Genomic DNA, 22086 nt, shown 5'->3' on the forward strand with positions numbered 1-22086 from the left:
AGTGGACGTTGCAGCCCACCAGATGGACGGCGGCCGTGGCAGCGATGGCGCTGGCCGCGAGCCTGGCCGGCACCGTGGCCGGGACGGCATCGGCAGCGCAGCAGGCGCAGCCCGCACCGTCCCCGCAGGACACCCCGGCCGCCCGAGCGGTCGCCGCCGCGGACCGGGCCGTCGACAGCGGTCTCGACTCCCTGGTCAACTCCTCGCAGGAGCAGTACGAACGACGCCTGGTCACCCCCTGGCTGAAGAACCTCTACTCCGTCGCGTACGAGCGCAGCTACCGCGGCCTGCCGGTCGTCGGCGGCGACGCGGTCGTGCTCGCCGACGGCGAGGGCAGGGTGCGGGCCCTGCAGTCCGCCTCCTCCGTACGGATCGAGGTGGCGACCGCGCCGACGGTCAGCGCCAAGGACGCCGAGTCCGCGTCGCGGTCGAAGCTGGCCTCGGTCGAGAAGGTCGACAGCAGCCGGCTGGTCGTGCGGCTCAAGGACGACAAGCCGGTCCTGGCCTGGGAGACCGTCCTCTCCGGCCGTACCAGGACGGCGCCGAGCAAGCTGCACGTCTTCGTGGACGCGCGCACCGGCGCCTTCGTGGACAGCTACGACGACGTGGTCGCGGGCAGCGGAAACAGCAAGTGGAACGGGCCCGGCCCGCTCACGATCGACACCACCAACTCCGGCTCCACCTACACCCTGCGCGACCCGAACCGCACCGGCCTGAGCTGCGCGGACTACAGCACCGGCACGGTCTTCACGAAGTCCTCCGACTCCTGGGGCACAGGCAACCCCACGAGCAAGGAGACCGGCTGCGTCGACCTGATGTTCGCCGCGCAGAAGCAGTGGGACATGCTCGGCCAGTGGCTGGGCCGCAACGGCGTCAGCGGCAACGGGCGCTCCTTCCCCGCCAAGGTCGGGCTGAACGACCTCAACGCCTACTGGGACGGCAGCTCGGTCACCATCGGGCACAACAGCGCGAACGAGTGGATCGCCGGCGTGGACGTGGTGGCCCACGAGTACGGGCACGCCATCGACTCCAACACCCCGGGCGGGACCGGCGGTCAGGAGTCCGGACTCGGTGAGGCCACCGGCGACATCTTCGGCGCGCTGACCGAGGCGTACATCAACCAGCCGGCCCCGTACGACACCCCGGACTACACGGTCGGCGAGGTCATCAACCTCCAGGGCCGGGGACCGATCCGGAACATGTACAACCCGTCGGCCGTCAACAACGACCCGGCCTGTTACAGCTCCGCGATACCCGGCACCGAGGTGCACGCGGCCGCGGGTCCCCTGAACCACTGGTTCTACCTGCTGGCCGAGGGCACCAACCCGGGCGGCGGCAAGCCCGGCAGCAGCACCTGCAACCAGTCCACGCTGACCGGTGTGGGCGTCCAGAACGCCGGCAAGATCTTCTACGGCGGCATGCTGCTCAAGACCAGCAGCATGTCCTACAAGAAGTACCGCACGGCGACCCTGAGTTCGGCCAAGTCCCTCGACACCACCTGCAACCTCTTCGACAAGACCAAGGCGGCCTGGGACGCCATCAGCGTGCCCGCCCAGGCCGGTGACCCGACCTGTACCCCGAGCGGTCAGAACAACGACTTCTCGCTGGCCCTGAACCCGTCCTCGGGCACCGTCCAGCAGGGCGCCTCGGTCACGACCACGGTGGCCACCAGCGTCACCACCGGCGTCGCCCAGTCGGTGACCCTCACTGCGAGCGGACTGCCCGCCGGGGTGAGCGCCGCCTTCAGCCCGGCCACGGTCCAGTCCGGCCAGTCCTCGGTGCTGACCCTGACCGCCACCGCCAACGCGGCGCCCGGCTCGTCCACGGTCGTCGTCAAGGGGCAGGGCACCACCCTCTCCCACACCGTCGACTACACGCTCAACGTCGGCGGGACCCAGCCCGGCAACGACCCGCCCAACATCAGCGTCGCCAACGTCCAGGCGCACCTGACGCAGTTGAACACCATCGCCTCTCAGAACGGCGGCAACCGCCGTGCGGGCAGCGCCGGTTACACCCAGTCGCTGGCGTACCTGAAGAGCAAGCTGACGGCCGCCGGGTACACCGTCACCGAGCAGAACTGCTCCTCCTGCACCTACCCGTCGAACAACCTGATCGCCGACTGGCCGGGCGGCCCCGCCGACCAGACCGTCATGTTCGGCGCCCACCTCGACAGCGTCTCGGCAGGCCCCGGCATCAACGACAACGGCTCGGGCTCCGCAACCCTGCTGGAGAACGCCCTCGTCCTCGCCCAGCAGAACCCCACCATGACCAAGCACGTCCGGTTCGCCTGGTGGACCGATGAGGAGCAGGGCCTCAACGGCTCCGAGTTCTACGTCAACCAGCTGACCAGCGCCCAGCGTTCGGCCATCAAGGGCTACTACAACTTCGACATGGTCGGCTCCACCAACGGCGGCTACTTCATCAACAACCTCAACTCCACCACCGCGACCCCGCTCAAGGCGTACTGGACCTCGCTGAACCTCGCGCCCGAGGAGAACACCGAGGGCCAGGGCCGCAGCGACGACTACTCCTTCCAGCAGGCGGGCATCCCCACCTCCGGTTACGCCGCGGGCGCCAGCGCCCGCAAGACCTCGGCGCAGGCCGCCAAGTGGGGCGGAACCGCGAACGCCGCCTACGACCCCTGCTACCACAGCTCCTGCGACACCACGAACAACATCAACGCCACGGTGCTGGACCGCAGCGCCGACGGCGTCGCCTACGCCGTCTGGAAGCAGGCCGTCGGCGGTGGGACGCCCGCACAGGACTTCTCCCTCGCCACCAGCCCGTCCGCGGGCACCGCGGCTCCCGGCGGCTCCACCTCCGCCACCGTCAACACCCAGACCGTCAGCGGCGCCGCCCAGACGGTGGCCCTGTCCGTCTCCGGCGCACCGGCCGGGGTCAGCGCCACCCTCAGCCCCACCTCCGTCCAGTCCGGCAGCTCCTCAGCCCTCTCCGTGCAGGTCGGCGCGAGCACCACGCCGGGCACCTACACCCTGACGGTCACCGGATCCGGCACCGTCAGCCACAGCACCACCTACACGCTGACCGTCAGCGGTGGCGGCGGCACCTGCACCCCGCGCCAGCTCGTGGCCAACGGCGGCTTCGAGAACGGCACCGGCCCCTGGTCCGCGACCGCGGGCGTCATCACCAACCAGTCCGGCCAGGCCGCGCACTCCGGCAGCTACATGGCCTGGCTCAACGGATGGGGTTCGTCCCACACGGACAGCGCCTCGCAGTCCCTGACCATCCCCTCGGGCTGCACCTCGTACCGGCTCTCCTTCTTCCTCCACATCGACACGGAGGAGAACGAGAACGTGGTCTACGACCGGTTCACCGTCTCGGTGGGCGGCCAGACCCTGGAGACCCTGTCCAACCTGGACGCCAACTCCGGCTACACGCAGAAGACGTACGACCTGTCGCGGTTCGCCGGGCAGACCGTCACCCTGAGGTTCGACGGCACGGAGGACCAGTCCCTCCAGACCTCCTACGTCGTGGACGACGTCACCGTCCAGGTGAGCTGAGACTCCCCTGACTCCTGAGGTCCGGGCTCCTCCCCCTCTCGGGGGAGGAGCCCGCCGCCGTGCTACGGCATGAGCTGGTACTCGGGGAAGTTACCCGGCAGCCGTTCGCCGGGCGGGCCGTCGGTGACCGCGTGGACGAGCAGTTCCCCGCCGACGAACGCGCCGCGCCAGGAGCCGCCGAAGCCCCCGAAGAGCTCCTCGCGGTCGCCGCGCGAACGGGGTGTGCCGTGCCCGAGCTTGAAGGCCCGGATCTGCGGGGCGAGCCGGGCGAAGGTGGCGGGATCGTCGGTGGACAGCGTGGCGACGAGCGCCCCGCCCGAGGCGTTCATGGCGGCGAGCAGTTCCGCCTCGGTGTCGACCAGGACGATCGTGTCGACGGGGCCGAAGGGCTCCGCGTGGTAGAGCGGGGAGGACGCCGTCGGGCTGAGCAGCGTCAGCGGGGCCACGTACGCGGAGGTGTCCTGCCCGGCCAGGAAGCGGGCCGGGTCGAGCGTGCCGCGGAAGAGCGGTACGGCGCCGCGCTCGACGGCCTCGGCGGCGTGGTCGGTGAGCTCCTTGGCCTTGGCCGCGTTGATGAGCGGTCCGAAGTCCAGTTCGGGCAGCGGTTCTTCGGGACGGGCGACGGCCAGGGGGTGGCCCGTACGGATGGACGCGACGGCCGGGAGGTAGGCGGCGAGGAAGGCGTCGAAGGCGGTGCGCTGGACGACGAAGCGGGGGTAGGCGGTACAGCGCTGCTTGCCGTAGTCGAAGAGCTTGGGGATGACGGCGGTGAGGGCGGCCCAGTCGGTGTGCTCCCAGACGCCCCAGGTGTTGAGGCCCTCCTGTTCGAGGATGTGGCGCTTGCCGAGGTCGGTCACGGCGGTGGCGATCCGCGCGCCCGTGTCGCGGCCGCCGACGAAGGAGACGCAGCCGATCTCCGGGGAGCGGACGAGGGCCTCGGACAGTTCGGCCCCGCTGCCGCTGACGAGGGTGACCGGGATGCCCTCGCGCCGGATGAGCGCGCAGGCGAGGGTGAGGCAGGCGAGTCCGCCGTCGGTGGGGGTCTTGGCGATCACCGCGTTGCCCGCGAGGGCCTGTACAAGCATGGCATGCACCAGCACGGACATGGGGTAGTTCCAGCTGGCGATGTTCGAGACGGGCCCGGCGAGCGGGGTCCGGCCCTCGGCCATGGTCTCGATGTGCTCCACGTACCAGCGGACGCCGTCCACCGCGCGGTCCACATCGGCCTGGGCGAGCCGCCAGGGCTTGCCGATCTCCCAGACGAGCAGGAGCGAGAGCAGTTCGCGGTGCTCGGTGAGCGCGTCGAGGGCGGCGCCGACCCGGGCACGGCGTTCCGGCAGCGGGACGTGGCGCCAGGCGCGGTGCTGGTCGAGGCTCGCCCGTACGGCCTGCCCGGCGGCCCGGGAGTCCAGGCGCGGCGGCCCCGCGACGGGGCTGCCGTCGACGGGGCTGGTCGCGGGCAGGCTGCGGCCGTCGGCCTGCCAGGAGCCGCCCCAGAGGTTGAGGACGTGGTCGTCGCGGAAGGCCTCGGGGGCGGCGGCCAGAGCCCGCCGCCAGGCGTCGGACCAGGCCGTGCCGGGCTTGAGGGTGAGGGTGGGTGCCATCTGTGGTTTCTCCGCTCAGGGTGTGTGGGCGGGGCAGGGAGGTGGCTCGCGTACGGTCGCCTTCGCACGGGGCGGCCGTACGTCGAGGCTACGGCGACGGGTGGTCCGACCGTAGGTACGGCGTTTGCCGAATGGCCGGTTTCACGTCCGCGCGGCGAGTCGTGCCAGGACGGGGCGGGCGGTCTCGGAGGGGTGGAGCCGACGGCGACCCCCGCGGCTTCCAGGGCGGCCTGCTTGGCCTCGGCCGTACCGGTTGAACCGGAGACGATCCCGCCGGCGTGGCCCATCGTCCTGCCCTCGGGAGCGGTGAAGCCGGCGATGTATCCGACGACGGGTTTGGTGACGTGCGCCGAGATGTGGGCGGCGGCGCGCTCTTCGGCGTCTCCGCCGATCTCCCCTATGAGGACGATGAGTTCGGTGTCGGGATCCGCCTCGAAGGCGGTGAGGCCCGACCTCGCGCAGTTCGTACATGAGCTGGTAGGTGAGGGTGCCGGACTTGGAGACGAGGCCGATCCGGCCCCGGCGGGCGGCGATGTCGGCGGGGATGGTGCCCGCGTTGGACTGGCCGGGGCAGTTGGGTCCGATGACGCGGGTGCCGCGGGCGGTGGCGTAGGCCTGGAAGGCGACGGCGTCGTGGACGGGGATGCCCTCGGTGATGACGACGGCGAGCGGGATGCCGTCGTCGGCCGCCCCGGCGACGGCGGCCTTGGCGAAGGGGGTCATGCGCACGCCGGGGGACGACTTCGCGCTGACCGTCGGCTTCCTGGTGCGCGAGGGGGTGCTGGGGCAGGCGGATGAGCTGCGGTCGGTGAGCTACTGCGCGGGTGCGACGGCCGAGGGCTCCAACACCTACAACGTGGTGAACGTCGCGCTCGCTCCCGGGGTCGCGCTCCCCTACATCACCCTGGAGCGCAACGTCTACACCACCTCCCCCTGCGGTCTGTGCGGGAAGGCGAGCCTGGACGCGGTCCGTACGGCCTCCCGGTTCGCGCTCACGGACAGCCCGCCGGTGCGGATCACGCCCGCTGTGCTGGCCGGCCTCCCCGACCGGCTGCGGTCGGCGCAGCGGGTCTTCGACCGCACCGGCGGGCTCCATGCCGCCGCGCTGTTCTCCCCCGCCGGGGAGCTGGTCGACGTACGGGAGGACGTGGGCCGGCACAACGCCGTGGACAAGGTCGTCGGCCGGGCCCTGCGGGACGCCCGGCTGCCGCTGTCCGAGTCGGTGCTGCTGGTGTCGGGGCGGGCCTCCTTCGAGCTGGCCCAGGGTGATGGTGGGCAGCGCCTCGCCCCGGCGGCCTCGGCCGTCGCGGGGTGAGGCGGCCCGCCGCCCGCGGCACGGCGGCAGGGCCCGGACCGGCGGGGAGCGCCCCCTGCGCTGGCGGGCCCTACTGCCGCCGGCCCTTTGTTCCCTTCCCGCCCTCGGGAGCGATCAGGGCCGTCATCCCGGGGTCCAGCTCCGAGCCGTCCACGAGCACGGCCTCGACCGTGCGGCTGACCGGGTCGATGTCGGCCTCCATTCCCTCCCCGACGTAGCGGGGGTAGCCGGAGGCGCCCGTCCTGCCGGTCGCCTCGACCACGGCCGATCGCAGGGGGTGGTCTGCTTGGGGGCGCCGCTCCGGTTCTTGACGTGCTCGGCTACCAACAGGATCTCGAAGCGCTGCGGCTCGGTGGTCATGTCCCGACGCTAGACACCGGCCCTCCGGGCATGCAAGAACCGTGGCCTCTGCGAGGAGCACGCCGGGCAAATGTCACGAGGTCGGCTCTGTGTCCGGCACGAGAAGGACAGTCGGCTGACGCTACGCCGGAGGGTAGCCGCGGGCGTGCACCAGGCGCCGGGTGAGTCCGGTGAAGGCGCGGGCCGCCGCGCTCTCGTAGGCGCTCTCCCGGCGCAGCAGGGTGACCGTGCGCGGAGGCAGGGCGGGCTCGAGCGGGACGGGGCGCAGGTACGGATGGTCGTGGGTGACGGCCTCGGGCAGGACGGTGGCCAGCGAAGTGCGCCGGACGATCTCGGTGAGGGCCTGGACGGAGTTCGCCTCCACGGCGACGTGCGGCCGCACCCCGTGGGCGGCGAGGTAGGCGTCGACGTGACCGCGCGTGGCGAAGTCCCCGCTGAGCAGGGCCAGTCGGCGCTCCGCCAGGTCTCGTACGGGGAGTGCCGCACCGGCGGGCGGGCTGCCCGCGCCGGTGCCGGCGGCCGTGACCAGGCCGAGGGTCTCCGTGAACAGCGGGGTCGCGGCGATGCCCGGCGGGTGCGGCCCGTGGAAGGCGAGGCCGAGGTCGTGTTCGTCGGCGAGCAGACCGGCTTCGATGCGGTCCTGGGGCATCTCGCGGACCTCGAGGGTGATGCCGGGGTGTGCGGCGTGGAGTTCCGCGGTGAGCGGGCCCACGAGGTACGCGCTGAAGGTGGGGGTCAGCGCGAGGCGCAGATGGCCCCGGGAGAGGTCGGCCAGGTCCGTGACGGCCCGCTCGGCGGCCGCCAGGTCCCGTAGCGCGCCGCGCGCGTAGTGCACGTACGTGGCGCCGGCGTCGGTGAGCCGTACGGCGCGGCCGGTACGGTCCAACAGCTGTACTCCCACGGTGCGTTCGAGTTGCCTGACCTGCTGGGACAGGGTGGGCTGGGAGATCCGCAGCTCCTCCGCGGCGCGGGTGAAGCTGCCGTGTTCGGCGACGGCGATCAGGTAGCGCAGATGACGCAGTTCCAGGGCCATGCGCCAACTATAGATGGCATCGATAGAGGACATGGATATTGCGTCTTGGACACAATAGATGCAGCTCATGCATGGTGGAACACGTCAAGCCCCACGGGGCGCATCCCACCCGAGGGAGTGACCATGCACGATCTTTCCGATGGCGTCGCACGCTTCCAGCACGAGGTGTTTCCGGCGAAGGCACGCCTCTTCGCGGACCTGGCCGAGGCACACCGGCCGGCGACCTTGTTCATCGGCTGCTCCGACGCCCGCGTGGTGCCCGAGCTCATCACCCAGAGCGAGCCGGGCGAGCTGTTCGTCATCCGCACCGCCGGGAATCTGGTCCCGGCGTACGCGCCCGGCCCGGACGGGGTGACGGCGAGCATCGAGTACGCCGTGGCGGTCCTCGGTGTCAGCGGCGTCGTCGTGTGCGGGCACTCCGCCTGCGGCGCGATGACCGCCCTGGCCGAGGGCACGGACCTGAGTGCCGCGTCCTCGGTCGCGGGCTGGCTGCGGCACGCGGACGCCTCGCTCGCCCGGACGGCGGGCACCGGACCCGGCCGGGTGGCCGCACTGGTCCGCGAGAACGTGCGCGCCCAGCTGGCGAACCTGGCCACCCATCCCTCGGTCGCCCGCGCCACGGCCGCCGGGAGGCTCAGCCTTCGGGGCTGGGTCTACGACATCCCCACCGGCGGGGTCGCCGACGTCACCGGCCCCACGGCCGCCGTGGCCGTCTGAGCCACCTCGCCCCACCCTTCAACCCGTTCCGGAAGGACGCCCCCATGACGCACGCCCAGTTCGACCCCACCGCCCGCCAGACCCTCGCCGTCGCCGCCGTCGAGGCGAAGACCCGCAAGGACCTGTCCTGGCAGCAGCTCGCCGACTCCACCGGCCTGTCGGTCGCCTTCGTCACCGCCGCGCTGCTCGGCCAGCACCCGCTGCCCGAGGACGCGGCGAGGTCCGTCGCCGAGCTGCTCGGCCTGGACGAGGAGGCGGTCCTGCTCCTGCAGACCATCCCGACCCGCGGCTCGGTCCCCGGCGCCGTCCCGACGGACCCGACGATCTACCGCTTCCACGAGATGCTCCAGGTGTACGGGACCACTCTGAAGGCCCTGGTCCACGAGCAGTTCGGGGACGGCATCATCAGCGCGATCAACTTCAGGCTGGACGTCCGCAAGGTCGCCGACCCCGAGGGCGGGGAGCGCGCCGTCATCACCCTGGACGGCAAGTACCTGCCGACGAAGCCCTTCTGATCGGGCGGGCCGGGTAGGATCCCCTCACGTCAGAGAGCCTCTCGCCCGGCTGGCGAGAGGCTCTGTGACGTGAGGACCGGTGCCCGTACCGGCGGCCTCGGGGCCGCCGCACGCCTGCGGAACAGTCGGATCCGCAGATCCGGGTGGAGCAAGCCGGGGCCCCGTGGGCACTCGCGCGGGCGTCCGAGGCCCCGGCTCGAAAAGGGAACTGCGTCAGCTGCCGGCCGAGAGGTTGCCGGACAGGACCGGGATGTTGCTGAGGATGTGCGAGAGCGGCTCGTCACCCTTGGCCTGGGTGGAGTTCTCGGTGCACTGCTGGTTCTGCGGGTTCGACAGGACGTTGATGTCCTGGACACCGATGTTCAGCGCGGCAAGGATCGACTGGGCGTTGACCTTGACCGGCAGGCCGATGCAGGGCTTGTTCAGGGTGCCCTGGACCAGGCCGAGCTGCGGGCTCTGGTCACCGTGGGTCTTCTGGTTGCCGTAGATCTGCTGGGCACCGTTGCCGTTGACGGTGTTGACCCCGTTGTCGTTGCCGATGGCCATGGCCGGGGCGGCCAGAGCGGCGCCCGCACCGACGATGGACGCGGTGGCGGCGGCGGTGGCCATAATCTTCTTGATCATTACTGGTCCTTCTGTTGCACGAGTGCACGGTGGTGAGCGCCTTGATCAACGGCCGACCTCACCACGGGTTGCGCGAGTTCACCCGATCAGCCCCCGGAACGGGCCCGTACAGGCAGTTTGCGCAGGGTGTCCGTGCGGTATGTCACGGAATCGGCAAGGGCGTTGGATCGCCGTGCCTAACGCGTGGCGGCGTAGGTCCAGAAGTCGCGCATCAGCTCGGGCGAGGTGGGGCTGACCATCTCCCGCTGGGTGAGGAGGACGGTGACCGTCCCGGTGGCCGGGACCACGTGGGCGGCGGTGCCGGTGCCGCCGATCCAGCCGTAGCGGCCCGGCACGTTCCACAAGTCGAGGCGGGCCACGTCCACGGAGCCGCCGAACCCCCAGCCCTGACCCTCCAGGAAGAGGGCGCCGCCCTCGCGCTGCTCCGCCGTGAGGTGGTCGGTGGTCATCTGCCTTACGGAATCGGCCGAGAGCAGGCGCCCGCCCTCGTACGCGCCCTCCGCGAGCAGCATTCGGCCGAAGGCGAGCCAGTCGTCGGCGGTGGAGACCAGCCCGCCCGTCCCGGAGGGGAACGCGGGCAGGGTGCTCCACTGGCCGTCGGGGGCGTCGGCCAGCTCCAGCGCTCCTCCTTCGCCGGCGCCGCCCGGTGCGGGCCGGTAGTAGGAGGTGAACCGGTCGAGCTGTCCGTCCGGTACGGCGAAGCCCGTGTCCCGCATGCCGAGCGGCTCGAAGACGCGCTCGGCGAGGAGGTCCGGGAGGGACAAGCCGCTCGCGCGGGCCAGCAGGACCCCGAGGATGTCGGAGCAGGTGTTGTAGAGCCACGCCCGGCCCGGCTGGTGGAGGAGCGGGATGCGGGCGAGGGCCGCCATCCACTCGTCCGGGGCCGCGATCTCCTGGGGCTTCGGCGGACCCTGCCCCAGTTCGCTGAAGAGCAGCCCGACCGCGGGCAGCGAGAAGTCCGGGGGAAGCCGTAGCCCGCCCGGAAGGTGAGGAGGTCCTCGACGGTGATCGGGCGCTCGGCGGGGACCACGTCGTCGACGGGTGAGGACGGCGTACGGACGACCACGGGCGCCGCGAGTTCCGGCAGCCAGCGTGCCACCGGGGACTCGAGGGCGAGCAGGCCGTCCTCGATCAGCGTCATCGTGGCCGCAGCGGTCACCGGCTTGGTGAGCGAGGCGATGCGGAAGAGGGAGTCGCGTGCCATCGGGGCGGTGGCGGCGGTGTCGAGCGAGCCCACGGCCGCCACCTCGACGTCCTCGCCGCGGGCGACCAGCCCCACCGCGCCGGGCAGCGAGCCCTCACCGACACGGGCCTCCAGGAGACTGCGCAGGCTGCTCATGGTCCACCTTCTCGTCCGTGGCTACGCGGCGGGGACGACCGAGGCTCGTATCGCCGCGGCCCACTCCGCGAGCAGCATGGCGTGCCGCACGCGCTCGGCGTCGGACAGGCGGCCTTCGGCGCGGGCGAAGAGGCCGCGGATGTCGGAGTTGATCTCGGCGAGGGGACGCTCGGGGGCCAGGTCGTCAGGGGTCGGGCTCACATGATCAAGAGTAGGCGGTGCCACTGACAACGGTGACCGCCGTCCGGCATGCGGACGTCAGGCGTCCGCGTTCAGGTCCCGGTCTCCGGGGCGCCTCCGACAGGGTGCACCACGACGGGATAGTTCGGGGCGCCCTCGGGGAGCGGGCAGGCGTAGGCGCGCGCGGCGATCTCGGCGGCCCGGGCGAAATCGGCGACGTCGACGATCCAGTAACCGGCGATGACCGCGCTGGTCTCGCCGTACGGCACGTCGGACACGTTCGGCGTGCCGTCGGCTCCGGCGGTCACCAGACGGGCCTGGCTGGGTTCGGCGAGCCCCTGGGCGTCGACCCACTCGCCCGCCGCGGCCAGCTCGCCGTTCAGCGCTCCCATGTGGTCGAACATCGCCTTGAGGTCGGCCGCCGACCAGGCCGGGCTGTCGCCGCTCGCCTTGCCCGCCATGGCTTCGTAGTCGGCCTGCTTGCCCAGGACCATCAGCATGTACTTCATGGGATGCCACTCCTTCCGCCCGCCGGCAGCGGTCACTCCCATTCCGACACACCGGCGGTGACGGCGCGAGACGGCGCTCCCGAAGGAGGCCCGGTTCCCGGTCCGGCTTAGGCTGGCCCCATGAAGATCATCGACCTTGAGCCCGGCGACTCGCGACTGACCGGGGACCTGCTCCCCGTGCTCCTCGAACTCCGCCCCCATCTGACCGAGGACCTGTTCCGCTCGATCCTCACGGAGGGGCACGGCCAGGGGCTGCGCTTCACCGCCGCCTACGACGAGGACGGCGTGTGTGTCGGCGCGGCCGGCTGGCGGATCGTCGCGAACACCTACCAGGTCCGCAAGCTCTACGTCGACGACCTGGTCACCACGGCCGCCGCCCGCTCCACCGGCGTGGGCCACGCACTCCTCGCGCACCTCGAGCAGCACGCCAGGGCAGCCGCGTGCACCGCGCTCACCCTGGACTCCGGCACCCAGCGGGCCGACGCGCACCGTTTCTACTTCCGCGAGCGGATGGCCGTGACGGCCTTCAACTTCGAGAAGCCCCTCGTCTGAACGTTCCGGACGGGCGCGCCGGGCGACCTGCGCCGTGACCGAACCGTCGCCGCCCCGATGCCTGCCCGGCCTCGTCGCGGCGGGCGCGTGCTTGTTAGGTTCCTCCCTCAGCTGACCCGGAGGAGAACCGACCCCATGCCCGCATCCGCCGAACGCCGCCGGGCCCTCACCGCCGCGGCCGCGGCCGCCGTGCTGTTGGCGAGCCTGACCGGCCTGACCGGATGCGGGGACAAGGACGGCAAGGCCCCGGCGTCCGCGTCCCTCTCCGGGTCCGCTGCGGCTTCGGCGTCCGCGTCGGCCACGGCCGCCGGGTCCGCCTCGCCCTCCGTTTCCGCCTCACCGCCGGTCTTGGCGTCCCCGTCCGCGTCCGCACCGCCGGCCCCGGCCACGACGCGCGCCACGCCTCCGCCGGTGGCCCCGACCCGGCTGCGGGTGGCGGTCGACACCCGGGGCGGCGGGCTCGCCCTCGTACGCGGCGGCCCCGCCCAGGAGTTCACCGTCACCCTGCGGAACGGGAACTCCGCGGAGTACCGGCATCTGCTGGTCGCCTTCCAGATGGAGATCCTCGTCGGCGAACCGGGTGACCAGCCCGGCAGCGGACCGGGCTTCGTGCTGGAGCGGTTCGACGCGACCTCGGGCACCTGGCGTGCGGCTGCTCTGCGCGTCGCCAACGACCACATGCCGGAGTCGATGTTCACCGGCGGCGGTCCGCTCGTCCGCGAGGGCGTGCGCGTGGAGCGCTACCGGCTGCGGGCCACGGCGGGCGGGCCTACGGGCAGCAGTCCCCTGATGGTGTCCTTCATCGACACGGACGCCGACGGGGAGGCCGCGGCCCACGTGGTCCTGGCGCACACCACTCGCTGACGGGCTCGCCGAGGGAGAGCGCCGCGGTTCGCCAGGCGGCGGTGACCGCCCGGCGGGCCTGCTCCGTCGCCTCGGGGACCCGGTCGGTCAGCTGCAGCGACGAGCCGATGTGCACGTGGAGGCCGGGCCTGCGCAGCGGGGCGGTCAGGGCTCCGGCGAGCTGCTTGGCACGGCCGCCGGAACTCAGCCGGCGTGCGCCGGCCTGGCCCACGGGCACGACCGGGGCTCCCGTCGCGGCGGCGAGCCGGGCCAGGCCGCTGCGGAAGGGGCCCGGCGCGGACTCCCCGCGTCGCGGCGGCCGGGCAGCCCGCCTTCCCCGTAGAGGAGCACGCTGCGACCCGCGGCGAGCGCGGCGGCCGCGGCGTCGAGGGAGTCGGCGGCGCGGTGCGTGCCGCGGTGGACGGCAATGTGCCCTTCACGCCTCAGCGCGGTCCCGAGCAGCGGCACTCGCCACAGGCCGCCGGTGGCCAGGATGACCGGCTCGATCCCGTATCGGCGGAGGGCGGCGACCACGACCGCCGGGTCGGCGAGGGAGGTGTGATTGGCGACGAGGATGCTGCCCTCGGCGGGCCGCGTCCCGGGGTCGGCGGTGACCGTCAGCGTCCCGAAGGCGGGGACGACGGCGGCGGCGATTCGGCTGAGCATGGACAACCCCGTTCGGGCGGCGCGGTGGTGGTGGTGTCGTTCATGGTCGACCGCTCGCGCGGCACGGTCATGAGTAGCCGTACTCACCACGCGTAGGCGACGCGACACCCTCACGCCCGCTCAAGCCCACACAGGCTTATTGCGATGCGAAGTCGATTTCTTGCGTCAGTTCATAGACTTCCTTCTGGCGGAGTCGTAGCCTCCTGCGTTGAGTCGACTCCTTCCCCCCGCCGATCGAGCCGCAAGGACGTGCCTGCTCATGTCCCAACTGCCGCACAGCCATGCCCCGAGACCCGGACAGGTCCGCAGGATCAGACGGCGGGGCGCCGCCGTCTTCCTGACCCTGTCCCTGACCGCGACCGCCGCGCTGACCGCCCTGACCCTCGGCGGCGCCCCCGCCGCGTACGCCGCGGGCGTGCCCGCCCCCTCGCCGATCGGCATACCGGGCCGTGGCGCCGACGTGCCCTTCACCGAGCTGGAGGCCGAGTACGCGCAGTCCAACGGCACGCTGACCGGCCCCGACCGGTACTACGGCCACCTCCCTTCGGAGGCTTCGGGGCGGCAGGCGGTGACGCTGAACGCAGCCGGTCAGTACGTGGAGTTCACCCTCACCGCACCCGCCAACGCGATGTCCCTGCGCTACAGCCTTCCCGACACGGCCGACGGGAAGGGGCGCGACGCCACGCTGGACGTGCAGGTCAACGGCCAGTCGGTGCGCACCTTGCCCGTGACCTCCAAGTACAGCTGGTACTACGGTGGTTATCCCTTCAACAACAACCCCGGCGACACCAACCCGCACCACTTCTACGACGAGTCCCGGACCCTGCTCGGCGCCACGTACCCGATCGGTACGAAGATCCGGGTGCAAGTGACCTCGACCGCCCAGTCGCCGGCCTTCACCATCGACCTCGCCGACTTCGAGCAGGTCGCCGCGGCCGCCGCCAAGCCGGCCGGGGCGCTCGACGCCGTCGCGGACTTCGGCGCCGACCCCACCGGGGCCGCCGACTCCACGGCCAGGATGCAGGCGGCGGTCGACGCCGGACGCGCGCAGGGCAGGACGGTGTTCGTTCCTCCCGGCACCTACACGCTCTACGACCACGTGGTCGTGGACGGGGTCGCCGTCCAGGGCGCGGGCCCCTGGTACACGGTCTTCGGCGGGCGCGACCCCGTGAACCGCAACCGGGCCGCCGGGTTCTACGGCAAGTACGTCCCCGGCGGCGGCTACACCGGTCCGGTGCGGCCGCACGAGGCGAACGGGCCGAGCAGAAACGTCATGCTGAAGGACTTCGCGATCATCGGCGACATCCGCGAGCGGATCGACGACGACCAGGTGAACGCCATCGGCGGCGCGATGTCGGACTCGACCGTGGACAACGTCTGGGTGCAGCACGTCAAGGTCGCCGCGTGGATGGACGGTCCGATGGACCGCTTCACCATCAAGAACAGCCGCTTCCTCGACATGACGGCCGATGGCGTGAATTTCCACACGGGTGTCACGAATTCCCGCGTCACCAACACCTTTGTGCGCAATGCCGGTGACGACGGGCTGGCGTCCTGGCCGCAGGACAAGCCGAACGTCAACATCAGCTTCGACCACAACACGGTCGTCCTGCCGATCCTGGCCAACAACATCGTCACGTACGGCGGCAAGGACTTCACCATCTCGGACAACGTCATGGCCGACACCGTCAGCAACGGCGGCGGGCTGCACATCGCCAACCGCTATCCGGGGGTCAACTCCGGCAAGGGCACGGCGGTCGCGGGCACCATCACGGCCGCCCGCAACACCCTGATCCGGGCCGGGAACAGCGACTTCAACTGGAACTTCGGCGTCGGCGCGATCTGGTTCTCCGGGCTCAACGAGCCGGTACAGGGCGCGGCGATCAACATCTCGGACAGTGACGTCCTCGACTCCTCCTACGCCGCGATCCACTCCATCGAGGGCGCCATCAGCGGGGTCAGCTTCACCGACATCAACATCGACGGCGCAGGCACCTACGCCATCCAGGCGCAGGCCAACATCGCGATGAAGCTCACCAACGTCACGGCGAAGCACATCGCGCAGGCCGCGGCCCCGATCCACAACTGCATCGGCACCGGCCTCCAGATCACCGACGGCGGCGGCAACTCCGGCTGGAACACCGGCCAGACCTGCTCCGGCACCTGGCCGGCCCCGGTGTGGACCAACGGCGGCGTACCCGGCGGCGGCAGCAGCACACCGCCCACCACGCCTCCCACCACACCCCCGACGACGCCTCCGACGACCCAGCCGCCCACGACCCCGCCGAACGGCAACCTGGCGCAGGGCCGGCCCGCCACCGCCTCCTCCTCGGTCCAGTCGTACGGCGCCGCGAACGCGGTGGACGGCAATACGTCCACCTACTGGGAGAGCACTGGCAACTCCTTCCCGCAGTCCCTCACCGTCGACCTCGGCGAGGCGAAGACGATCGGCAAGGTCACGCTGAAGCTGCCGCCATCGGCGGACTGGGCCACACGGACCGAGTCCCTGTCGGTACTCGGCTCCACCGACAACACCACCTGGTCCACGCTGAAGGGTTCCTCGGGCGTCACCTTCAACCCCGCCTCCGGCAACAGCGCGACGCTGACCTTCGACGCGGCCTCCGCCCGCCACGTCCGGGTGCACATCACCGGGAACACCGGCTGGGCGGCCGGGCAGGTCTCGGAGTTCGAGGTCTACGCCGCCGACGGCGGTCCGACGACCCCGCCCACACCTCCCCCGGGCGGCAACCTTGCCCAGGGGCGGACCGCCTCCGACACCGGCCACAGCCAGGGATACGTGGCCGCCAACGCCACCGACGGACAGCCGGGCACGTACTGGGAGAGCACCAACAACGCCTTCCCGCAGTCCCTGACCGTGGACCTCGGCGCCGAACGCACGGTGGGACGCCTGGTCCTCAAGCTCCCCACCGCGTGGGGCACGCGTACCCAGACCCTTTCGGTGCTCGGCTCGACCGACGGCACCACCTGGTCCACGGTGAAGGCTTCGGCCGGCTACACCTTCAGCGAAGGCGTCAACACCGTCACCATCCCCCTGCCCGCGACCGGCGCCCGCCATCTGCGCCTGACCTTCACCGCCAACACCGGCTGGCCTGCGGGCCAGCTGTCCGAACTGGAGGCGTACGCCTCTTAACCCAGCGCGGAATATGACCGAACGGTCACAACCTCCGGCCGGGGGAACGCCCGGTGAACCCCGGACATCTAGGAGACCGGCGCGGCTCCGCGGAGGGCCGCGCCGGACGTGTTGGCAAGACCGGCGGCAGCCGGGTACGAGGGCAAGGCGGGGCTGGGATGAAGGCGACAACGGTGGCGGGCGGTTCCTCGGACAATCCGGAGGCCGAGGAGACGAAGGCCCCGGCATCGGGACCCGACCCGGTCCTGCCGGACCCTGACCCGACGGAGGCCGCCGAGGCGACACCCGCCGATCCGGCCGAGGCCGAGGCCGCGGAGGCCGATGCACCCGCCGCCTCGACGGAGCCTGAGGTCGAGGCCGAATCCGACTCCGAGGCTGACGCCGAGGTCGAAGCTGAGGCCGAGTCCGAGGCTGGCGCTGAGGCCGAATCCGATTCCGAGGCCGAAGTCGAGGACGCGGCCGAAGCCGAGCCTGACACCGAAGTCGAGCCTGAGGTCGAGGTCGAGCCTGAGTCCGAGGCCGGCACCGAAGTCGAGGCTGATGCCGAGTCCGAGACTGACACCGAGGCCGAGCCTGAGGTCGAGGCCGCAGCCGAAGACGTGGCTGACACCGAGGCCGAGGCCGAGCTCGAGGCCGAGCTCGAGGCCGAGGCTGAGGCCGACACCGAGGTCGAGCCCGAGGCCGAAGTCGAGCCCGAGGCCGAAGTCGAGCCCGAGGCCGAGGACCCGGTCGAGGTCGAGACTGAGGCTGAGCCTGAGGTCGAGGACGCAGTCGAGCCTGCGGAGCCGGAGGGCGACGACACGCCCGAAGCGAAGCCCGAGCCCGAAGCGAAGCCCGAGCCCAAGCCCGAGGCCCCCGGCGGAGCCGACACGCCCCGACGGGTGCCCTCGTGGGCGCGGGGGGCCGAGGGCGACGCCGAGCGGACGAGCCAGTTCGTCGCGCTCAAGCCGCTGGACACCCCCGCACCGGCACCCGCACCGGCACCGGCACCGGCACCCATACCCGCCCCCGCGCCCCCCGTGGCGATCACCCCGCCCCCGGCGGCCGCCCCGCTCGAGCTGTTGGCCGAGCTGACCAACACCGCTCCCCCGCCGGAGACCCCGCGCCGCACCGCCCTGCGCCGCGTCAAGATCTGGACCCCGATCCTGCTGCTCCTCGCCGGCGGGTTCACCGGCGCCCAGCTGCTGCGCCCCCTGCCCGCCCCGACACTCGTCGCGGCCGGGACCGGCCACACCGTCGACGGGCAGTTCTCCATCCCCTGGCCCGCCAAGGGCCAGGGCGCCGTCCGCGTCCCGGGCCTGGGCGACATCGGCGCCTTCGGCGAGCAGAAGCCCGTCCCGACCGCCAGCGTCGCCAAGGTGATGACCGCCTACGTCATCCTCAAGAACCACCCGCTGAAGAAGACCGAGGCCGGTCCCTCGATCGAGGTCGACGCGAAGACCGTGGCGGACGGTACGGCCGAGCACGAATCCCGGATCGAAGGGCTCACCGCCGGGACGAAGTACAGCCAGCAGGACATGCTCAAGATGCTGATGATCCCCTCGGGCAACAACGTCGCCCGCCTGCTGGCCCGCTGGGACACCGGCACCGACTCCGAGACGGCCTTCGTCGAGAAGATGAACGCCGCCGCCAGGGAACTCGGCATGACGTCCACCACCTACACCGACCCCAGCGGTCTGGACGCGGGCACCGTCAGCACCGCCACCGACCAGCTGAAGCTCGCCGAGGCCGTCATGAAGGACGAGACGTTCCGCGCGATCGTGGCCCTGCCCAGCGCCACGATCAAGGGGCTGCCCCAGCAGATCACCAACAACAACGACCTGCTCACCACCGCCCAGGGCCTGAGCATCCGGGGCATCAAGACCGGCTCCAGCACCCCCGCCGGCGGGGCCCTGATGTGGGCGGCGTACAAGTCGGTCGGCGACGAGACCCCGCTGATCCTGGGTACGTTGATGGACCAGCGCGTGGACGGCCCGGACCCGGACGCCATAAACAGCCTGGCCCTGGTGAAGACGAACAGCAAGAAGATCATCGAGGCGGTACGTGCGGCACTCGCGTCGTCCCCGGTCGTCCGCAAGGGCGACACCGTCGGCTATGTCGACGACGGGCTCGGCGGCCGTACGCCGCTCGTGGCCGCCAAGGACCTCAACGTGATCGGCGTACCGGGCCAGCAGCTGAAGCTCACCCTCGCGGTCGGCGCCTCGCCGGTGCCGCACACCGCCAAGGCCGGCTCCGAGGTCGCCGTACTGACGGTGGGCGAGGGCGAAGGGGCCAAGAGCGTGCCGGTGGTGCTCCAGGGCGAGCTGGCCGAGCCCTCGTTCGGTACCAGGCTCACCCGCCTCGGCTGAGGCCTCCGGCCCGAACTGCGGCTGTCCCCCGGGGCCCTCTGACCCGTCCCCCGGGGGCGCTGCCGGCGCTACTGGCGCTCCTCCATCCGGATCGCGTTCTCCAACTCCTCGCGGGTCCCGTCCGCCTCATCCGACTTCTGGTCCAGGAGGGCGCCGGCGATGGCGTCGAGCTTGCGCTGGATGGCGTGCTCGGCCCGGCGCTCGGAGTTCTTCAGCAAGGCCAGCAGGAGGAGCGAGACCGCGGCCATCGCGTCACCGGCGAGGTGTTGCCATTCCATCGGCAGATGGGCCAGGTGGACGGCCACGAATCCCGCCACCAGGAGCACGCACAGCATGGAGAAGAGAGCCGAGCTCGTGAAGTTGGAGGCCAGCTCGGCCAGCTTCTCGAAGCGGCCGGTCCCCCCGCCGGTCTTCTTCTTCGCGGGATGTTGGAGGCTCATGCTCCGCCCCTGCCCGGGCGACGGCCGGACATACGCACAAACCGGGGTGAATTCGTTCGATCGCCGGAATGCATCGCCGGAATACGGGGACCGCCGCGGCCCCGGGGTGTCCCCGGGGCCGCGGCCGCCTGCGTGATGACGCCGTACCACCGCCGTGGTCAGGCGCGGGGCGGCACCTGGGACGGGCGGCCCGGGCCGCGCGTCAGGGAGTAGCCGAGGATGCCCGCGAGGGCGGCCAGTACCCCGCCGGCCGCGGTCCAGATCCAGCGGTCCGACCACCAGCCGCCGGACCAGCCGTCCTCGGGCTCGCGCAGCGACCCGGTCACGGTGGCGGGAACCAGCGGCGTGGAGAGGGCGCCGTCCACGGCGTAGGAGCCGCCGGCCTCCTTCACCGAGGCCTCGACGGCCGCACGGACCGGCAGACCGAGGTCCTCCTCCGGCACGTCGACGACGGTCAGGCGCACGTAGTAGCTGCCCGGCAGCGGGTCGTTGGCCCACTGCTCGGCTCCGGCGCGGACCGTGCGCAGGGTGCATGACAGCTCCACCGAGGCCGCCTCCCGGGCCGCGGCCCGGGTCTGCGTGCCGTAGGTGCACGCCTGGTGGCGGCGCAGTCCGTCGTACACGTCGAGCTGCCAGGTCGAGGCGCCGTGCCGGCCCTTGGCCTCGGGCAGCGTGACCGTGGCCTTCACGCTCAGGCGCTGCTGCGCGTCGACGGGGAGGGCCCAGTAGAGGTAGTCGCCGGTGGACGCGCCGGCCGTGGCCTGCTGCCCCGGGCGGAACGCCGCGGCGGTACGGAAGCTGGTGCCCGCCTCGGTCGGGGCGGCCTCGTCCTTGGCGGAGTTCGGGCTGGAGCTGGGGCTGGGGCTCGCCGCGGAGGTGTCGGCCGAGGCCGTCCCCGCCACCGTGAGGGCGGCGGCTCCGGCCAGCAGGGCGGCGGTCAGGGTGCGTACGGTACGCATCAGTTGGTCCTCCAGACGGAGATGCGCCAGCGCGAGATCCATCCCCACACCACACCGGCGGCCAGCCCGATGAGGGCCAGGGCGGCCAGCAGCCACCAGCCGCGGCCGAGGCCGAAGGCGGCGGCGTCGGACGCGTCGTCGGGTCCGTCCACCAGCTCGATGGTCAGCTCGACGGGCATGCCGGGGATGGTCTTGACGGAGGCCGGGGCGGAGAAGGAGTTGCTCACCTGGACGCAGACGGTCTCCGCCGCCTCGTTCGCGGCCTCGTCCTCGCCGTCGATCTCGGCCTTCGGGTAGCGCAGGCCGGTCGAGAGGACGTCCGTACGGCCGTCACCCGCCTCCGAGCCCCGTACGATCTCGCGGCCGTGCACGGTGGTGGCGCGCAGCAGGAGGCCGTAGTCGTTGTTGACGGCGCGGTCGGCGGCGATGCTCACCGAGGCGCGCAGCTCCTGGCCGGGGCGTACGTCGACCCGGTACCAGCGGTGCTCGCCGAAGGTCTCGCGGTCGCTGTAGAGGCCGGGCTTCAGCTGGGGGGCGCCTTCACACTGCTTCGCGCCCTCGGTGGCCACCGGGTTGACCACGGGGTCGGCGGCCCGGTCGACCAGCTGTTTGACCCTGCCGGAGAGTTCGGCGGTGTGCTGCACCGAGGTGTACGTGCCGCCGGTGGCCTCGGCGATGCAGGTGAGCTGGGCGCGGGTCTTGGCGTCCGGGACCAGGCCGAGGGTGTCGATGACGAGGTGGATGCCCTTGGCTGCGATGTCGCGGGCCACTTCGCACGGGTCGAGCGGGGCGCAGGTGTCCTCGCCGTCGGTGATGAGCACGATCCGCTTGGTGGCGTTGCCGCCGTCCAGGTCCTGGGCCGCGCCGAGGAGGGCGGGGCCGATCGGGGTCCAGCCGGTGGGGGCGAGGGTCGCGACGGCGGTCTTCGCCTCGGTCCGGTTCAGCGGCCCGACCGGGTACAGCTGCTTGGTGTCCTTGCAGCCGAGCGCCTTGTCCTCACCGGGGTAGGTGGCCCCCAGGGTGCGTATGCCGAGCCGCACTTCGTCGGGGACCGCATCGATGACCTCGTTGAAGGCCTGCTTCGCGGCGGCCATCCGGGACTGGCCGTCGATGTCGTTCGCCCGCATCGAGCCGCTGACGTCCAGGACGAGATCGACCTTCGGGGGTTCCTTCGCCGTCGGGCCGTCGGCGGCGGTGGCGCTCGCCGGGAAGAGCCCGACGGCCAGGGCGGCGAGCAGGCCGCACGCCCGGGCCGCAAGCCGTTTTCTTGTGATCATCGCCGGATCGTATTGAGGATCGTCCGGCAATCCAAAACGGGCCGCCGGCCCGGGTCTTCGGCCTGTCGGGAAACCGCCGTGCGGCCGCTTGTTCGAGCTGGGCAAGCGCCGGCGCCAGGCGGCCGCGCGCGGA

16 protein-coding genes and 4 pseudogenes are annotated in these 22086 nt (G+C 71.9%); 8 read left to right on the plus strand and 12 right to left on the minus strand.

What is annotated here, in order from left to right:
• Window positions 1-35 precede the first annotated feature (35 nt).
• Complete coding sequence (locus JIW86_RS05660; RefSeq protein WP_416237525.1) at window positions 36-3521, plus strand: M28 family peptidase; 3486 nt, start codon at window positions 36-38, stop codon at window positions 3519-3521.
• A gap of 62 nt (window positions 3522-3583) precedes the next feature.
• Here the strand turns inward: JIW86_RS05660 and JIW86_RS05665 are convergent, their stop codons facing one another.
• Both JIW86_RS05665 and JIW86_RS05670 read right to left on the minus strand, forming a co-directional pair.
• On the minus strand, window positions 3584-5125 hold the full coding sequence (locus JIW86_RS05665; RefSeq protein WP_257552791.1) for an aldehyde dehydrogenase family protein: 1542 nt from the start codon (window positions 5123-5125) through the stop codon (window positions 3584-3586).
• Between the two features lie 141 nt (window positions 5126-5266).
• Window positions 5267-5839: pseudogene (locus tag JIW86_RS05670) on the minus strand (succinate--CoA ligase subunit alpha); the annotation flags it as partial.
• On the opposite strand from JIW86_RS05670, the gene JIW86_RS05675 reads away from it, so the two are divergent.
• Complete coding sequence (locus JIW86_RS05675; RefSeq protein ID WP_257552792.1) at window positions 5799-6440, plus strand: formate dehydrogenase accessory sulfurtransferase FdhD; 642 nt, start codon at window positions 5799-5801, stop codon at window positions 6438-6440. The pseudogene JIW86_RS05670 and the gene JIW86_RS05675 sit on opposite strands and share 41 nt — an antisense overlap.
• 70 nt (window positions 6441-6510) lie before the next feature.
• Here JIW86_RS05675 and JIW86_RS05680 read toward each other — a convergent pair.
• Window positions 6511-6800, minus strand: a pseudogene (locus JIW86_RS05680) (hypothetical protein).
• Between the two features lie 121 nt (window positions 6801-6921).
• Window positions 6922-7833: a transcriptional regulator CynR gene (cynR, locus tag JIW86_RS05685; protein ID WP_257552793.1), complete on the minus strand. Its 912-nt coding sequence runs from the start codon at window positions 7831-7833 to the stop codon at window positions 6922-6924.
• Between the two features lie 123 nt (window positions 7834-7956).
• On the opposite strand from cynR, the gene JIW86_RS05690 reads away from it, so the two are divergent.
• Both JIW86_RS05690 and cynS read left to right on the plus strand, forming a co-directional pair.
• The gene (locus tag JIW86_RS05690; protein ID WP_215140502.1) at window positions 7957-8550 is read left to right on the plus strand and encodes a carbonic anhydrase; all 594 of its coding nucleotides are present in this window, start codon (window positions 7957-7959) and stop codon (window positions 8548-8550) included.
• Window positions 8551-8594: 44 nt separating this feature from the next.
• Window positions 8595-9065, plus strand: coding sequence for a cyanase (gene cynS / locus JIW86_RS05695; RefSeq protein WP_257552794.1), 471 nt, complete (start codon window positions 8595-8597; stop codon window positions 9063-9065).
• A gap of 213 nt (window positions 9066-9278) precedes the next feature.
• On the opposite strand, the gene JIW86_RS05700 is transcribed toward cynS, so the two are convergent.
• The 4 genes and pseudogenes from JIW86_RS05700 to JIW86_RS05715 all read right to left on the minus strand — a co-directional run bounded on the left by JIW86_RS05700 (window position 9279) and on the right by JIW86_RS05715 (window position 11717).
• Window positions 9279-9689, minus strand: coding sequence for a rodlin (locus JIW86_RS05700; RefSeq protein WP_257552795.1), 411 nt, complete (start codon window positions 9687-9689; stop codon window positions 9279-9281).
• Window positions 9690-9865: 176 nt separating this feature from the next.
• Window positions 9866-11028, minus strand: a pseudogene (locus JIW86_RS05705) (serine hydrolase domain-containing protein).
• Between the two features lie 21 nt (window positions 11029-11049).
• Window positions 11050-11229, minus strand: a complete 180-nt coding sequence (locus JIW86_RS05710) for a hypothetical protein (RefSeq protein WP_215140506.1) — start codon at window positions 11227-11229, stop codon at window positions 11050-11052.
• A 71-nt stretch (window positions 11230-11300) separates the two neighbouring features.
• Window positions 11301-11717 carry a YciI family protein gene (locus tag JIW86_RS05715; RefSeq protein WP_257552796.1) on the minus strand — a complete coding sequence of 139 codons (417 nt, stop codon included), beginning with the start codon at window positions 11715-11717 and terminating at the stop codon, window positions 11301-11303.
• A gap of 120 nt (window positions 11718-11837) precedes the next feature.
• Between JIW86_RS05715 and JIW86_RS05720 the strand changes: the two genes are divergently transcribed.
• Window positions 11838-12269 (plus strand): GNAT family N-acetyltransferase, encoded by a 432-nt coding sequence (locus JIW86_RS05720; RefSeq protein WP_257552797.1) that lies wholly within the window; start codon window positions 11838-11840, stop codon window positions 12267-12269.
• 135 nt (window positions 12270-12404) lie between these two features.
• Entirely contained in the window at window positions 12405-13133 is a 729-nt protein-coding gene (locus JIW86_RS05725) for a hypothetical protein (RefSeq protein WP_257552798.1), read from the plus strand.
• Here JIW86_RS05725 and JIW86_RS05730 read toward each other — a convergent pair.
• Window positions 13069-13778 (minus strand): annotated as a pseudogene (locus tag JIW86_RS05730) (lysophospholipid acyltransferase family protein). The gene JIW86_RS05725 and the pseudogene JIW86_RS05730 sit on opposite strands and share 65 nt — an antisense overlap.
• A 259-nt stretch (window positions 13779-14037) precedes the next feature.
• Between JIW86_RS05730 and JIW86_RS05735 the strand changes: the two are divergent.
• Window positions 14038-16929: a discoidin domain-containing protein gene (locus JIW86_RS05735; protein WP_257552799.1), complete on the plus strand. Its 2892-nt coding sequence runs from the start codon at window positions 14038-14040 to the stop codon at window positions 16927-16929.
• Between the two features lie 158 nt (window positions 16930-17087).
• Window positions 17088-19277, plus strand: a complete 2190-nt coding sequence (locus tag JIW86_RS05740; RefSeq protein WP_257552800.1) for a serine hydrolase — start codon at window positions 17088-17090, stop codon at window positions 19275-19277.
• Between the two features lie 68 nt (window positions 19278-19345).
• Here the strand turns inward: JIW86_RS05740 and JIW86_RS05745 are convergent, their stop codons facing one another.
• From JIW86_RS05745 to JIW86_RS05755, 3 genes are all read right to left on the minus strand, one after another.
• Window positions 19346-19717 (minus strand): hypothetical protein, encoded by a 372-nt coding sequence (locus JIW86_RS05745; RefSeq protein WP_257552801.1) that lies wholly within the window; start codon window positions 19715-19717, stop codon window positions 19346-19348.
• Window positions 19718-19875: 158 nt separating this feature from the next.
• Window positions 19876-20676 (minus strand): hypothetical protein, encoded by an 801-nt coding sequence (locus JIW86_RS05750; protein WP_257552802.1) that lies wholly within the window; start codon window positions 20674-20676, stop codon window positions 19876-19878.
• The gene (locus tag JIW86_RS05755; RefSeq protein ID WP_257552803.1) at window positions 20676-21953 is read right to left on the minus strand and encodes a VWA domain-containing protein; all 1278 of its coding nucleotides are present in this window, start codon (window positions 21951-21953) and stop codon (window positions 20676-20678) included. The genes JIW86_RS05750 and JIW86_RS05755 overlap by 1 nt, the downstream gene beginning before the upstream one ends.
• Window positions 21954-22086: the final 133 nt, after the last annotated feature.

Origin of the sequence: Streptomyces sp. NBC_00162 (assembly GCF_024611995.1) — a bacterium.
Lineage (GTDB): Bacteria > Actinomycetota > Actinomycetes > Streptomycetales > Streptomycetaceae > Streptomyces.

Coding starts and splice junctions, on each gene's coding strand:
- JIW86_RS05720 (WP_257552797.1), top strand. CDS start 11,838: ATGAAGATCATCGACCTTGAGCCCGGCGACTCGCGACTGACCGGGGAC.
- JIW86_RS05725 (WP_257552798.1), top strand. CDS start 12,405: ATGCCCGCATCCGCCGAACGCCGCCGGGCCCTCACCGCCGCGGCCGCG.
- JIW86_RS05735 (WP_257552799.1), top strand. CDS start 14,038: ATGTCCCAACTGCCGCACAGCCATGCCCCGAGACCCGGACAGGTCCGC.
- JIW86_RS05690 (WP_215140502.1), top strand. CDS start 7,957: ATGCACGATCTTTCCGATGGCGTCGCACGCTTCCAGCACGAGGTGTTT.
- JIW86_RS05740 (WP_257552800.1), top strand. CDS start 17,088: ATGAAGGCGACAACGGTGGCGGGCGGTTCCTCGGACAATCCGGAGGCC.
- JIW86_RS05675 (WP_257552792.1), top strand. CDS start 5,799: ATGCCGTCGTCGGCCGCCCCGGCGACGGCGGCCTTGGCGAAGGGGGTC.
- JIW86_RS05745 (WP_257552801.1), bottom strand. CDS start 19,717: ATGAGCCTCCAACATCCCGCGAAGAAGAAGACCGGCGGGGGGACCGGC.
- JIW86_RS05755 (WP_257552803.1), bottom strand. CDS start 21,953: ATGATCACAAGAAAACGGCTTGCGGCCCGGGCGTGCGGCCTGCTCGCC.
- JIW86_RS05715 (WP_257552796.1), bottom strand. CDS start 11,717: ATGAAGTACATGCTGATGGTCCTGGGCAAGCAGGCCGACTACGAAGCC.
- JIW86_RS05700 (WP_257552795.1), bottom strand. CDS start 9,689: ATGATCAAGAAGATTATGGCCACCGCCGCCGCCACCGCGTCCATCGTC.
- JIW86_RS05750 (WP_257552802.1), bottom strand. CDS start 20,676: ATGCGTACCGTACGCACCCTGACCGCCGCCCTGCTGGCCGGAGCCGCC.
- cynS (WP_257552794.1), top strand. CDS start 8,595: ATGACGCACGCCCAGTTCGACCCCACCGCCCGCCAGACCCTCGCCGTC.
- JIW86_RS05665 (WP_257552791.1), bottom strand. CDS start 5,125: ATGGCACCCACCCTCACCCTCAAGCCCGGCACGGCCTGGTCCGACGCC.
- cynR (WP_257552793.1), bottom strand. CDS start 7,833: ATGGCCCTGGAACTGCGTCATCTGCGCTACCTGATCGCCGTCGCCGAA.